The sequence below is a fragment of the Pigmentiphaga sp. MLSB6-MA01 genome, from assembly GCF_058793475.1.
Genome location: NZ_JBXAFV010000002.1, coordinates 438785 through 454503, shown reverse-complemented (window position 1 = coordinate 454503; position 15719 = coordinate 438785). Strand labels below are relative to the sequence as shown.

General features: G+C 68.1%; 4 protein-coding genes. All 4 read left to right on the top strand.

Features of this window, described 5'->3' with window-relative positions:
• The first annotated feature begins 88 nt into the window (after nucleotides 1-88).
• The 4 genes from AC1Q6E_RS05330 to AC1Q6E_RS05315 all read left to right on the top strand — a co-directional run bounded on the left by AC1Q6E_RS05330 (nucleotide 89) and on the right by AC1Q6E_RS05315 (nucleotide 15662).
• Nucleotides 89-790, top strand: coding sequence for a hypothetical protein (locus AC1Q6E_RS05330; RefSeq protein ID WP_152797487.1), 702 nt, complete (start codon nucleotides 89-91; stop codon nucleotides 788-790).
• Nucleotides 791-792: 2 nt separating this feature from the next.
• A complete protein-coding gene (locus AC1Q6E_RS05325; RefSeq protein WP_492572341.1) occupies nucleotides 793-1305 on the top strand; it encodes an RNA polymerase sigma factor in 513 nt (170 codons plus the stop codon).
• An 89-nt stretch (nucleotides 1306-1394) separates the two neighbouring features.
• Nucleotides 1395-2384, top strand: coding sequence for a FecR family protein (locus AC1Q6E_RS05320; RefSeq protein WP_492572340.1), 990 nt, complete (start codon nucleotides 1395-1397; stop codon nucleotides 2382-2384).
• A gap of 234 nt (nucleotides 2385-2618) precedes the next feature.
• The gene (locus AC1Q6E_RS05315; RefSeq protein WP_492572339.1) at nucleotides 2619-15662 is read left to right on the top strand and encodes a filamentous hemagglutinin family protein; all 13044 of its coding nucleotides are present in this window, start codon (nucleotides 2619-2621) and stop codon (nucleotides 15660-15662) included.
• Nucleotides 15663-15719: the final 57 nt, after the last annotated feature.

Sequence of the window (15719 nt, the reverse complement as noted above, 5' to 3'; positions counted from 1 at the left end):
GATCTCGCTCTCTGTCATTGTGCCCGCGGCACTACCGTGGGCTTGGCTGCGCGCGCGGCGATGGGAAGCGCGAGGATGACCCGCCGACATGTCCGTGCAAGCGGCCCGCTTGAGTCGATGCGCTGTCATTCTGGGGGTGACAGGCGCATTGCTGGCATCGGTCCCGGCGCAGGCGGCCGATCAGGCCGCGCCGGCCGCTTCGGTGATCGAGTTCGATATCCCCGCGTTGCCGCTCGCGGATGCGCTGGACCGGTTCGCCGTCGTCTCGGGGCGGTCGGCGCTGTTCAGCAGTACCCTGGCCGCCGGCCGCACCGCCTCGCCGGTGCGCGGACGATACCGGTCCGTTGACGCGCTTCACCTGCTGCTCGAAGGCACGGGGCTGGCTGCGGAGGAGGTCGCCACGGCACAGGCCGATGCGCTGGTGATCAGGCCGGCGAGTCCGAAGGAGCGGGCGGACGCCGAGGCGGCTCGCATCGCTGCGCGCGCCAATCTGCTGGCCTATGACGGCCTTCTGCAGGCGCGGGTGTGGCAGGCCCTGTGCGCCGATCCGCGCACGATGCGGCATGACGATCAATCCCTGCTGCGCTTCGAGGTCGACGCAACCGGGCACGTCCATCGCGTCCGGTTGCTGGGCGCCACCGGAGACCGGCGGCGGGATGCGGCGCTGGTCGAGGTCGTCGCCGGTGTCCGTGTCGGCCGCGCTCCGCCGCCGGAACTGGCGCAACCCGTCACTTTGCTGATTCTGCCGCCGCACGAGAGTGCCCCGGCTTGCGACGCGGGAGCGGTGTAGCCATGTCCGAAGAAGTCCGGATCCTGCTGCTGGAATATCTGTCGCGCCATTACGGTGATCTGCGGCGGCGCCTGGCGCGGCACTTGCGCAATCCCGAGCTGGCCGATGACGCATTGCACGACACCTGGCTGCGGGTGCACCGGCTGCATGACCAGGCGCCGGTATTGAACCCGCGCGGCTTCCTGTTGCGGATGTCGGTGAACGTGGCGCTCAACAACCTGCGCAGCCACAGCAGCATCGTGCCAGGCCCCGAGGTCGAGGCGCTGCTGGATGTGGCTGATGAGGCCCCGGGGCCGGAGCAAACCGTCGGGGCGCGCGCGGAGATGGCGGCGTTGCTGGAGATCATCCGGCGCATGCCCGAGCGCCGTCGCGACGTGCTGCTGTTGGTGCGATGGGAAGGAATGGCGCAGAAAGAGGTGGCCAGGCGTCTCGGCGTGTCGCTGCGCACGGTCGAGCTTGAACTCAAGCGTGCCAATGATTATTGTGCGGCTCGCATGGCCGAAAGAAATAAATAGCGGGTTTGGGCGATGCCAAGTGTCTTCCAGAAGAGGGAAGGGCATGCGGGACGCAGATGACCCAATGACATGACAGGATGACGATTTTCATGCCTTCCACGACCACCGGCCAGGGAACCACCGATGCGCTCCGCGAGGAGGCCCGTATCTGGTTGAGCCGTCTGGCCGTCGGGGAAGTCAGGCAGGTGGATCTACAGGCATTCAAGCGCTGGCAGCACGCCAGCCCCGCGCACGCCGCCGCCTTCGAGGACGCCAGGCGCCAGTGGCAGGCGATGAGGCCCGTGATCGGCGAGTTGCTGCGCACCGATCCGAAGATCGCGGCCAGGCACGACCGCATGATGCAAGGCCCGAGGGTGAGCCGCCGTGCGTTCCTGGGAACGGCCGCCGGTGCGGCGGCGATTGCGGGCGTCGCGGTGGCGTATCCGCCGCTCGGCCTGTGGCCGGCGCCGGGCGAATGGGGCGCCGACTATCGTACCGGCACGGGCGAACAGCAGGCCATCGCGTGGACCGAACGGGTTCGCATCACCCTCAATACCAACACCCGTATCCGTCGACGGACAGCGGCCGATGAGATCCCCGGTATCGATCTGCTGTCCGGTGAGGCCGCGATCGACCTGGCCGGAGTCGGCACCGCTTTCCACGTCGTCGCGGGTGCGGGCCGGGCGGTGGCGGAGTCCGGTCGCTTCGAGGTGCGGAATCTGGCCGGCAGTGTGTGCGTGACCTGCGTCGAAGGATCGGTGCGTGTTGAGCACCCCGCCGGCATTCGCCAGTTGCAGGCTCGCCAGCAGGCGATCTACGACGCCATGTCGATCGGTTTTCAGGCCCGCATCGAGCTGGACGAGGTGTCGGCATGGCGCCGTGGCGAGCTGTTGTTCAGGCAGAGGCCCCTGGCACAGGTGGTGGACGAGATCAATCGTTATCGACCCGGCAGGATAGTGCTGATGGCGGTGTCCAAGCGCGAGCAGCCGGTAAGCGGACGCTTTCGCATCGCTGTCCTGGACGAGGCCATCGTCCAGCTCCAGCATACTTTCGACTTGCAAGCGCGGACGTTTCCCGCCGGGGTGCTGGTTCTCAGTTGAGTGGCCGCATGGCCGCGCTGATTCCGGAAGCCGTCGAAAATATTTAGCGGGTTGCGCGGTTGCTGCGTGTCTTCCAGATAGACGGACCGATCTCTGTGGGCGTGCTGCGCCGACAGTCTGACGGCATCGATTCCAACCTACTGGCGGATATCTCCCATGAAGCACGCGCATCGCGGCAGTCACCCTGACCTCAAACGTACAGCGACTCCCCGTGGATCCGAACGGCGTTTTGCGATGGCGCCGATCGCGCTGGCATTGGCGGCGGGTGGCATGGCTGGCGGCGCGCAGGCGCAACAGGCGTTCAGCCCGGCATGGTTCGCCGCCAAGGGGGCCGCGCAGGCGGGTGCGGCCGCAACCGGCAAGCTGCCCAACGGCATGCCGGCGTCCAGCCTGGCGAATCCGTCGCAGCAGTCGGTGGCGGCACGGCAGAAACTGCAAACCTCGATCAACAACCTGAACATGGCGGCGCGGGCCATTGCCGCCCAGCAGGCGCTCCAGGCGCAAATGCGCGCCGAGGCGCTGGCCAATGGCGAGTCCGTGCCGGATGGCCTGGCCGAAGGCGGCCTGAAGGTCGATGGGAACTCGCTCACGGCGGGGTGGCTCAACGCGCAGGCACCGGCGCAGACCGTTGCCAACGGGCGTACCACGGTAGGCATTCAGCAGACCGCCGACAAGGCGATCCTGAACTGGGAGACCTTCAATGTGGGCAAGAACACCACGGTGGAGTTCCAGCAACAGAAGGATTGGGCGATCCTCAACAAGGTCAACGACCCGCTGGCGCGGCCCTCGCAGATCCAGGGCCGGATCAAGGCCGACGGCACGGTGCTGATCGCGAACCGGAACGGCGTCGTGTTCGAGGGAAGCAGCCAGGTCAATGTCCGCAATCTGGTGGCGGCCGCCGCCACCATCACCGACACGCAGTTCCAGATCAACGGCGTGTACGGCGCAACCGCCACGACGCCGACCTTCACCGATGCCCACGGTGCCGTGAGGGTGGAGCGGGGCGCGCAGATCACCACCGACGAGCCTCGATCCGTGACCGATGGGGGAGGCTATGTGATGCTGCTCGGCACGCAAGTGGAGAACGCCGGAGAGATCGTCACTCGCAAGGGCCAGGCCCTGCTCGCCGCCGGTGACAGGTTCGTCATCCGCAAGGGGGCGAGTTCCGACGCCAATTCGTTCTCCACCGTGCGCGGCAGCGAGATCATGCCGCAGTTCAACGCCGACGTCGTGGATGGCGAAGGCAGGCCCGTGCCGAATCCGGCGGGCCGGGTCGCCAACAGCGGCCTGATCGCGGCGCGCGAAGGCGACATCACGCTGGCCGGGCGCGAGGTGCGGCAGGATGGTGTCGCGGTCAGCAGCTCCACGGTGAATGCGCGCGGCAGCATCCACTTGCTGAACTCGGCGACCGACGCGCGCGCCCGCGTGACGCTGGGCGAGGGCGCGACGACGGCCGTGCTGCTCGAGGACGACGGCGGAGCCACGGCGCTCGACGCGCAGCGCGATGCGCTCATCAAGGAGTCCGCCGCGCTGGACCAGCAGCGCATCAGTGCCGCCGCCGTTGCGGGCACTACGGGGAGTTTCGACAACTACTCCGCGCTGGCTGATCGCCGCGATCTTTCGCGCATCGAGATCGTCGGCGGCGGCATGGTCGGCTTCGGGGGAGGCAGCCTCACGCTGGCCACCGGCGGCCAGCTTGCCGTCACCTCCGGCAACAGTGGGTCTGGCACGAAACAGACTCCCGTCTACAACCCGGGTGCCATCGCGGCCGATACGGGAGCCATCCTCGATGTTTCCGGCGCCGTGGGCGTCAACGTCGCCATGGAAAGCAACAACATCAAGGTCAACGTGCAGGGCAACGAACTACGCGATGCGCCTTTGAACCGTGACGCCGGCAGGCTGTTCAACCGCAATCTCTGGGTCGACCGTCGCGATCTCGTGCTGGTGCCTGCCGGCACCGACGGCTACGAAAGCGACCGCTACTACACCGCGGGCGGATTGCTCGAAGTCTCCGGCTATCTGGGCAACGCCGGCCACGGTATCGGAGAGTGGATGGCGCAGGGAGGCAGCATCAACCTCGTCACCGACAGCATCGTCACCGCGGCCGGGTCCCTGGTCAACATCGCCGGCGGCTCGGTTGACGTGGCCACCGGCTACGTGCGGCAAAGCTGGCTCCAGGGGGCGGACGGCAAGCTCTACACGGCGGGACTTGCGCCTGCCAGCTTCGTCTATCGCGGGGTCTACGTGGGGTTCGAGAGCACGAGCGAACGTTGGGGCGTTACCCAGAACTACTACAGCCCGATCATCGCCCCGCAGCAGCGCCTGGAAAACGGCTACACCGTCGGTCGCGACGCCGGCAAGCTGGAAATCTGGGCACAGGCGGCCTCGCTTGCCGGCGACATCGATGCCTCCGTGTTCAATGGCATGCGCCAGACCGATGTCCGTCCGGCCACGGTCAGCGACGGCTACAAACTGAGTCAGACCCAGGCAGCGTTGGCGGGCCGGCTGGTCTTCCAGACCTGGGATCCGACCCTGGATCCGCAAATCGCCGGCATTGCGCGCCTCCAGCGGCAGGCCGACGTCAGCCTGGCGGCGTCCGCGCCCGACGCGCCCTCGGACGCGGGCGTCAAGCTGTTCTGGGCGGATCTGGCCCGTATCAACGCCGCGGGCCTGGGGGGCCTGAAGGTCGATACACGAGGGCGCATCGTCCTCGGCGACGACCTCGCGCTGGCGCCCGGCGGCGCGCTCAACTTCGCCGGCGCCGTCGATCTGCAAGGCTCCATTACCGCGCGCGGGGGAACGGTCAAGATCGATGTCGGTGTCTCGGCGTACGGCGATGCGCTGCCCTTGACCGTGGCCGACGGCATTACCATCGACACGCGCGGTCTGTGGACCAATGCCGTGCTCGACCCGGCCGGCGCGTGGGGCATCGCCTTCCGCAACGGCGGCTCGGTCAGCCTGTCCACGTTCGGCGAGCTGGCGCTGGAGTCCGGCTCGCGCATCGACGCCTCAGGCGGCGGCGCGCTGCGGACCGGCGGTTCCACGCTGGGCGGCAATGGCGGCGACATCAGCCTCAGCGCGGGCGGTCTGGTGATCGATGGCGGCGGCGAGATCGCCTCGTATGGCTTCGGCAAGGGCGGCAAGCTCCGCGTCGTCACCCCGGCGGCCATTTCCATCGGCGGCACCCTGACCGAAACCCGCGGCCTGCTCGCCCCGGGAGAAACCGCACCGTTCGAGTTGACGGTGTCCGAGGCCTTCACCCTTCCCGCGGGCTACACGCTGCCGGTCACCTTGAATGTCTCCTCCGGCCAGTGGGTGCCGCTGGGTGAAGAAATCCCCGGGAGCGTCCTCGACTTGATCGGGGTCGTGCCGCAACACCGCCCCGTGATCGGTCCCAATGGTTGGGTGGTGCCGCTCGCTTCACCCTATGGTGGCAACGTATGGGCCATCGATCCGGTCACCAACGTCCAGAAGGGGTACTTGACCGGCGAGCGGGTGCCGGCCGGGTTCATCGTCACCTCTTTCCAGGGCGCCTTTCCTGCGGGCTACGTGCTGCCGCGCGATGCTTTCACCGGACCGCTCTACATTCCGTATCCGCGCACCGCCACCTATGCCGCCGGCACCACGCTCACGGCCGATCTGCGCGTGCGTTCAGGCACGGTGCTTTCGCGCGGCACCGTGTTGCCGGTCCAGGCCAAAGTCTTGCCGACCTTCGACATCGTCGACGCCAACGCCTTCTTCCAGCAGGGCTTTTCGGCGTACGACCTGAGCGGCGCCGCGGGCCTGATCGTGCAGCCCGGCACGCAGATGGACGTGGCCATGCCGGTCTACCGTTTCAACGATACGGCGCAGGCGCAGTCCCTGGCCGGCGACGCGCTGGCCAGGGCGGCGGAACTCGCGCTGCCGCCGCTGTTCGCGGAAAACCAGGCCAAGGGCACGCTCAGGCAGCGCGCAGGCGCCGATGTCGCTCTGACCGGCGGCCTTCCCGGCCTTCCCCTTTCCGGCAGGCCGGTCGATCCGCTGACCAGCGGCGCCCTCATCGTCGGAGAGAACGCCCGCATCAGCGTCGATCCGGGCCGCGGCATCGACCTGACTTCCCGGGGCCAGATCCAGGTCGAAGGGACGCTGTCCGCGCCTGGCGGACATATCGGCATCATCAACACGCGCACGTTGATGAATGTGTTCGACTCCTATCGCGCCGCTCATCCCAATGACTACGGCTACATGCCCCTCGACCCCACCGATGGCGTGTCGGTGTGGATCGGCGAGCACGCCGTGCTCGATGCCGCCGGTCGCGCCTATACCGCGCTGGACGCGGCGGGCAATCCCTACGGTGTCGTGTTCGGGGGGGGCCACATCCAGTTGGGCGGCAGCAACGCCGATGACCCGTTCAGCACCGGCGTTCTCTCCAGCAGCACCTATGTGGTCGTGCGCGACGGCGCGGAAATCAACGCCGACGGAGCCAGCGCCATCATCGGCGTAGGGGTCGCCACCGGCCGGGAGCGCAAAGAGGTCGCCACCGATGGCGGTTCCATCACCATCAGCAGCTACTCGGGGTTTTTCCTCGACGGGAACCTGCACGCCAGGGCAGGGGGCTCGGGCACCCGTGGTGGCGCGCTGGACCTGCTGCTCGAATCCGCTTTCTACCCCAATGTCACGGACCTGAACGCTCGCCCTGCACGCATTCTTACCCTTACCCAGGACTGGACACCGCAACTGTCGGCCGACCTGCAAGTCGGCCAGGAAGCCCCGGCCTTCACTCCCGGTCGCGCCCGCGTCAGCGCGGCGCAGATCCAGGCGGGCGGTTTCGACAGCCTCACTCTCATGGGGCGCAGCGCCATCGTGTTCGACGGCGACGTCACCCTCGATCTGGGCAAGTCCCTCACGCTTTCCCAGGGCGCGCTCCACAACAGTCGCGAAGACGGTCGTGTCTCGTTGAGCGCCCCACATGTGTTCTTCGATGGTGGCGTCCTGTTCGTCGGTGATTACAACAGCCAGCGCTGGGGACTGCCCACCGGCGGCACCGAGGGCCTGCTCCAGACCGGCAGCCGCCTCGACGTCGCGGCTCGCCTGATCGACGCGGAAGACACCACTCGCATTTTCTATGCGGACACCGTACTCGACAGCGCCGGCGACCTGCGCCTGCTCCCGGCCACCGGCGCTCCGCTCGATGCGGGGTTGAATGGCAGCTCCACTCGCCTGACCGCCTTGCGCGCACAGGGCAACCTCGGCATCGTCGCCGCGCAGATCTACCCCGTGACCAACGCCGTCGCCGAGATCGCCGCTGGCAGCGCCAGCGCGCCGGCCACGCTCTCGCTGTCCCGCAGCACCGTGGAATTGCCCGCGCTGCCGTATTCCGTTTTCGGTGCGCTCAACCTGAATGCCGCCATCATCGAGCAGGGCGGCGTGCTGCGCGCGCCCTTCGGCAACCTCACCCTGGTCGCCGGAAAAAGCGTGCGCCTGCTGCCCGGCAGCGTCACCTCCATCAGTACCCGCGATCTCGTCATTCCCATGGGCGGTACCGTGGATGGCGTCAGCTACCAGTTGAACGGCGCCGACATCCCACCGGCCGATCTCATTACCGGCCAGTACGCCGCGCCTTTCACTTTTGGCGGCCAGCCGCAGATAAGCGGCACGCTTGGCCTGAACATCGACACGCCTTCGCTCACCAGCGAAGCCGGATCGCTGCTCGACGTGTCCGGTGGCGGCTATTTCGCGGGCGGTGCCTTCGTTACCGGCCGTGGTGGTTCGGTGGACACGCTGCTTGCCCCGCTGAACCCCGGCGGCCGGGTCTATGCGATCGTGCCGGGCGCGCAGGCGGCCGTTGCCCCGCCGGCCGGCGGCTACTATGCCGCGTGGACCGGTGCCGTGCCTGAGCCGGGCCAGCAGATCACCATTCCCGAAGGAGTGGCCGGCCTGCCGGCCGGCATCTACACGCTGATGCCGGCCAACTACGCATTGCTGCCCGGCGCCTGGCGTGTAGAACTGGGCGCCACCGGCGCCAGGCATGCCGATCCGGTCAAGCTGCCCAATGGCTCGTATACGGTTTCCGGCAGCCAGGGCAATGCGCTGACCGGCCTGGCGGACAGCCTCAACACCGCTGTCACGTTGACCGACGGTGCCACGCTGCGCACCTGGTCCAACTACAACGAAACCGGCTACAGCGCCTTCCAGCAGAGGCGGACGGCGCTCTTCGGCACCTTGCGCCCGCAACTGGAGGCCGACGGCGGCCAGTTCCGGTTCACCGCCCGCGCGAAGGCGGACGCTCCGGCCAACAGCGCGCTGGTCTGGCATGGCGCGACCGATTTCAGCGCCGCCGAAGGCGGCTATGCCGGCCACTTCATGCTCACCGCGGCCCCGGGGGGCGCTTTCTCGCCGTGGCCGCAGGGCAGGCTCGTCATCACCGGCGAGTCCGGCGGCACTGGCAACGACGCCAACACCATCACCGTCGCCGCTCGTGATCTCGATGCATTGGCCGCCCCCAATCTGTGGCTGGGCGGCACCCCCGTGAAGGACTACAACGCGCCCAATATCTCTTTGCGCGGCAACGTTGGCAATAGCGCCGCCATGGTCCAGCAATTGGTGCTCGAAGAAGGGGTGAACCTGACCGCGGGCCAGATCGTGCTGGGGGCCAACAACCGGATCAGCCTGCGGGAAGGCGTGACGCTGAACACGCTGGGGCAGGGCAGGTCCTGGCTGGACAGCCGCAACGGCCTGTTCTTCGGCGCCGTCGCCTCGACGTTCGGCAGCTACGCCACGCTGCTGGTCAGCAACGGCGAGTTCATGCTGGATGCCCCCTCCGGCCTGTTCGGCAGCAACATCGAACTGGCCGATGGCGTGAAGCTGTACTCCGAAGGGAGCATAGGCTTCTACTCGGATCTTGGCGTTTCCATCACCGGCACCCCCACGCTGGGCACGCGCAACCTGTCGCTGGCGGTGCCGTCCTTCAACATCGGCACGGACGAAGTGCTGGCCGCCGTCCTTGCCGACCGGGGTCCACTCCCGGCGGGCATGAACCTGAACCAGCGCATGCTGGACACACTGTTCGCCGGCAACCCGGCCGCCGGCGTGCCTTCGGTACAGAGCCTTTCCCTCTCCGCCGCCCAGAGCATCAATTTCTTCGGCAGTGTGGAACTGGACACGCTGGATCCGGCCACGGGCCGGTTCCGGCTCGGCCAGCTCGTACTCAACAGCCCGGCCATCTACGGCTACGGCGAAACAGGCGACGTGGTGCGCCTGACCGCCGACACCCTGGTCTGGAACAACACCCAGAAAGTCGTGGATACCGCCAACAGCAGCAGCATTGGCAACGACACGCGTTATTTCTCGGCCAATCCGGGCGCGCTGCTGGCCGGCGGCACCGGGGCGGGCATGTTCCAGATCGACGCCAATGCCATCGTGCTCGGCAATCCGACCCCCGCCAAGCCGGACACCAGCATTGCCTATCACCGCCTGCTGCTTGGTTTTGCCGATGTGAACTTCAATGCGGCCGAACGCATCACCGGCAATGCCAAGGGCACGCTCTCCGTCTATCAAGGTGGCGCCGACCCCGGTGCTGGCAGGTTCGACCCCGAGACCTACGAGGGCAACGGCGGCAATCTACATCTCAATACCCCTTTGCTTACGGGCGAGGCGGGTTCCGTCATCGCCTACCGCGCGGGCGGCGCGCTGGATGTCACGGCGCCGGCAGGCTCCGCTCCGGCGGCGAACGCCGGCATCGACATCGGCGCCACGCTCGCGCTGCGCGGCCATGCGGTGGAGGTGGCGTCCGATGTGCTGCTGCCCAGCGGCAAGCTCACCCTCACGGCCGACCAGGACGTGACCCTGGCCGGAGGCAGCCTGCTGGACGTCTCCGGCCGCCGCCTCACTTTCTTTGACGTGACCCGCGACAGTTGGGGGGGCGACGTGGACATCGTGTCCCTGCATGGCAACATCGTGCAGCACGCCGGTTCGACCATCGACGTCTCGGCGGACGAGACAGTCGGCGCCGACGCCGGCAGCCTGCGCGTCACCGCGCTGGATGCGGCCAAGGGGCGGATCCAGCTCCAAGGCACGCTCGCGGGCGCGGGGGGCGAAGGCCACGCCAACGGCGGTTTTCAATTGGCCGCGCAGCATATCGGCGACCGGGCCACGGATCTCAGTGCCGACTTCGCCGCGCTCAACACCATGCTGACCGCCGCCGGCTTCACCGGTGAGCGCGCCTTTGCCCTCAAGCAGGGCAACCTGAGCGTGGGTGACGAAATCAAGGCGCAGGCCGTCACCCTTTCGGTCGACGGCGGCAGTCTGACCGTCAACGGCAGGATCGATGCCTCGGGCCAGAAACCCGGCAGCATCCGCCTGGCCGCCCGCGACGATCTACGCCTGACCGGCGGCGCCGTGCTCGACGCCCACGGTACGGTCCTGCAGGTGGACAGCCATGGCCAGGCCATCGAGGCGAAGAATCGCGGCATCGTCGAGCTGACCTCGGCCCAGGGTTGGCTGCGGCTGGACGATGGCAGCACGCTGGACGTGTCGGCGCCGGGCGTGGGCGACGGTCGCGTTACGTTGAACGCGCGCCGCGCCAGCGAAACCGGCGGCGAGGTGCTGATCGACGCCGCCGGCCGCGTGAACGTGCGGGGTGCCAGGAGCATCGCCGTCAATGGCTTCTGGACCTATGCGCCCACCGATGCCGCCGGCAGCATCGTGCAGGACAACACCGCCGACAATGTACCGGCCGGTGCGCTGGGCCTGGACCAGATCGATGCGCAGAACCGGGTTTTCTACGCCAACGCGCAGGCCAGCACGGTCTTGCAGGCGCGCCTTGCCGGTCTCAAGGCCTACGGCGATGCCTACCACCTGCGCCCGGGTGTGGAAATCATCAGCAGCGAGGCTTCGGGCGGCAAGCTGACGGTGAAGGGAGATCTCAATCTTGCCGGCTATCGCTACGGCCCGCGGGCCGTGCGCAACCCCGACGCCGCCGATTATGGCGCGGGCGAACCGCTGGCGCTGGTGGTGCGTGCCGAGGGCGATCTCGCCATCCACGGCAGCATCACGGACGGCTTTGGCCTGCCGAAGCGGACGCCGGACGACAGTCCACTGCTGTTGCAAGCCGGCAAGGCCTTGACCGGCGACTACACCCTGCCCGAGGGCGTGACGCTGGCCACCGGCAGCAAACTGGGCGCGGGGGCGATCCTGCCGATGGATGTGGAGCTGCGGCGCGCCCAGGTGCTTCCGCAGGGGCAGGCCGCGCCGGAAACCATCATTCTGGGGGTGAACTATGTCGACCAGTGGGGATCGCAGATCGGCTCCATCTTCGGTGGCCTGAACGCCTGGGGTGAACTGCTCCAACCGGTCACGGTCGTGGCCGGCCGGGTCGACGACTGGAACTACAACGGCTGGACCTTCGGCCCGGGCGAGACCTTCTACTATCCGCTGGGCGCGGGCGCCACCATTCATGCCGGCACCATCCTGAGCGCCGCGAGCTCCGGCTACGCCGATCTGTTGCTCAAGGACGGCGCCAAGATCATGGCCAACCGGGCGCTGCCGCAGCCGGTGAAACTGGGGGCCGACTATGCGCTGGCCGCCGCGATGACGGCGACCGGGCGCATCGTCACCCCCGGCCGCACCTTCGAGATCGGCGATCTGATCCCGGCCGGTACGGCGCTGCCCAGCGGCAGCACGATCGGCGCGGGCGCGGCGCTGCCTTTCGATTTCTATATCGACGCGATCACCTGGCAGGCGGGCAATCCGCTGGTGCTGGCCGGTGGCTATACCCTGGGCAGCGGCCTTGCGCTGGCCGCCGGCACGGTGCTGCCTGCCGGCACCATGGCCGCCGGCAACGTGTATGCCACCAGCCGTCGTCCGGTATGGGCGGTGGCGCCGATGCTGGCGGCCGGTAGCGAGTCGGCGTCCCTGCGGTTGGTCGGCGGCGCCGACCTGGCCGCGGCCGATACCCGCGCCCTGGCATCCTCCGAGGCCTTGGCGGGCAGGGGCAACGTCACCTTGAGCGACGAGCGCATCTCCGCCAGCACCAGCCTCCCCATCTTCAGCGTGCTGCGAACCGGCACCGGCGACCTGGACATCCTCGCCGGCGGGAGTTTTTCGCAAGGCTCGCCCTTCGGCGTGTACACCGCCGGCACCCAAAGCAACCTGGCTTCAGGCAACGAGGCCTACATGCTGCCGCGCGCCAGCCTGACCGGTCTGCCGGACTACGACGCCGCGCTGGAGCAACAGGTGTTGTGGTTCCCCGATCACGGCGGCGACTTCCTGCTGGTGGCCCAGGGCGATGTGTCCGGCTATCAGTGGACAACGAGCAGCAGCGGCGGCCTGGTGCAGAACGACGTGGCCGCCTGGCTCTGGCGCCAAGGCGCCGACGGCATGGGCCATGCCACCGCCTGGGGTGTCAATTTCGGCACCTATGCGGCCTTCGGCGCCCACTACGACGCCGACACACGCACGACCATCCCTCACGCCGGCGTGGTCGGCTTCCAGGGGTTCGGCGCGTTGGGTGGAGGCAATGTCACCCTGCTCGCTGGCGGTGATGCCGGTCTGCTGTCGCCGTCCAATCCGTATGTGGACACCGTCAGCGGCGGCCTCGTGTTGGCCGTGGGCGCCACGGGCCGTGTCACCGAGGTGACCAAAAACGCCGACGGCGGCGTGACCGGTGGCACGTTGGTACAAACCGGCGGCGGCGACCTGACCCTGAAAATCGGCGGCGGCCTCAACGCGGCGCAGGCCAGTGTCTCCAGCGCCGGCAGCATGAACGGCAAGCTGGTCGATCTGCGCGGCGACATCCGCATCAGTGCCGCGCAGATCGGCAGCCTGGCCCGGACCTGGGGCACCACGAACGGGCTCGATCCGCGTGCGGCCGACAACTACACGGCCTATGCCGTGCGCAACCTCATCACGGGGCCCGTGCTGGTGCCGGGCGACGGTACGGTCAGCGTGCGGACCCGTGGCGATCTGGTGCTGTCCGGCTGGCAGGATGCCGGCATGGTCCAGGCCACTTATCTGCAAGGAGGCAGCTTCGCCAGTCCCGACATCTACAGCTTCGCGGGCAGCCTGCTCGACAATCCGGCCAGGACCGGCGTTGACCGCACCTGGTTCTCGCTCTGGACGCCGGACACCGCCGTCGCGCTGTTCTCGGCGGGGGGGCAGCTCGTGCCGTTCAACGGTAACCAGAACCAGGGGATGACCTATTCCCAGGTGTCCTACCTGCCTGGCCAGTTCCGGGCAGTGGCCGGCAGCGGCAGCATCTACTATGGCTCGGAACTGAGCAACAGCGTCCTTACCTATGAGTTGCTGCCTGCGCCCACCGGCCAACTGGAGCTCCTGGCCGCGGACTCGATCCACGCGGCCGCCCGCAGCGCCGGCGCCAGGCTAGGTCTCTCCGGCGCGCGCACCGGCGTCAACGAACTGCCCAACCCTTTCAAGCCGGGCTGGGTAATGGCCCCCCTCGGCTTCACCGGCGATTTGGTCAACTTCCCCCTTGATCCGGCCTGCGTCTGCGGCACCAACACGCTGGTCTCCATCGGCCCCCCTGCCTATGAGGGGGGGCCCAGCCGCTACTTTCCCAAGAGCGGCTACTTTGCCTTCCAGGCCGCCGATGCGCCCACCGGCGCGCTGCACGCGGCGGATCCGGACCCTGTGCGCTTGTACGCGGTCGGAGGCGACATCATCGGCCTGGTGCTGGGCGGCTATCAGGCCGGCAACCGGCAGACCGGGACCGCCGCTTCCTGGCTGCTGGCCAAGGCCACGCAAGTGCGCGCAGGCGAGGACATCGTGGGCTTCGGCGTGTGGGGTACCGGCGTCTACGAAGGCGTCGGCAGTTATCTCATGAACGCCAATGCCACCGACGTGTCGATCATCGAGGCGGGGGGCGACATCTTCTACGCCAACGTCAAGATGGCCGGCCCCGGCACACTGGAAATCACCACCGGCGGCAACTTCTACCAAGGCAACCAGGGCAGTATCCAGAGCATCGGCTCGGTGATTCCCGGCGACACTCGCCCGGGCGCGGGCATCGTGGCGCAGGTGGGTTTCAATGCGACCGGGGCGGACTGGGCGGCCCTGGCCGCGCTGTATCTCGACCCGTCCAGACAGGCCGACATCGTTTCCGGCCTGCCGCTGGCCAGCCAGCCGGGCAAAGTGGCGCACACCTACCAGAAAGAACTGGCCAACTGGCTTGGCGAACGCTTCGGCTACGCCGCGGCGGACAGCACTGACGCGCTGGCCTATTTCGCCGCGCTGCCGGCCGAGCAGCAGCGCATCTTCCTGCGCGAGGTCTACTACGCCGAGCTGCTGGCCGGCGGCCGCGAGTACAACGACAAGGAAGGCCCGCGCTTCCAGAGCTACCTGCGCGGCCGCCAGGCGATCGCCACGTTGTTCCCGGAAGCCGATGCCGAGGGGAGGGCCATCGCGCGCCGTGGCGACTACACCGCTTTCGGTGCGGCCGGCATCCAGACGCAGTTCGGCGGCGGCATCCAGGCACTGGTGCCCGGCGGGCAGATCATCGTGGGCGTGCAGGGGGAACCGCCGCCTGCGACCTCGGGTTTGATCACCCAGGGGGATGGCGACATCCAGCTCTACAGCCAGGGCAGCATCCTGCTGGGTCTCTCGCGGATCATGACCACTTTCGGTGGCGGCATCCTGGCGTGGTCGGCCGAGGGTGACATCAACGCGGGACGCGGCAGCAAGACCACGCTGGTCTACACGCCACCCAAGCGCGTGTACGACGACGTGGGCAACGTCGTGCTCTCGCCGCAGGTACCCAGCACCGGTGCCGGTATCGCCACGCTCAATCCGATTCCGGAAGTGCCGCCCGGCGACGTCGATCTGATCGCGCCGCTCGGCACGATCGACGCCGGCGAGGCGGGGATCCGAGTGTCGGGCAACGCGAACCTGGCGGCGCTGCGGGTCGTCAATGCGGAAAACATTCAAGTGCAGGGCAAGGCGACGGGCTTGCCGGTGGCGGCCACGGTGAATGTCTCGGCGTTGACCAACGCCAGCCAGGCGGCCAGCGCGTCGGCCACGGCGGCTCAGGACGTGATGCAGCGCGAGCGCGCCGCGGTCCGCCAGAACCTGCCGTCGATATTCACGGTACGCGTGGTGGGTTTCGGCAACGAGCCGTCGACCGGAGGCGAGCGACCGCCGTCGCCCGCGCCAGGCGCGCGATCCGATGCGACACGCTATGACCCCAGGCATCGCGTGCAGGTCGTGGGACATGGGCAGAACTTCAATCCCGAACTGCTCTCGCGTTTGACCCCGGAGCAACTGCGCCTCTTGAAGCAGGACCGCTAGGCCAAAACCGTCCAAGGCAAGTGTTTCTCGCCGGTTCCCCGCGCCTGGGGGAGCCGG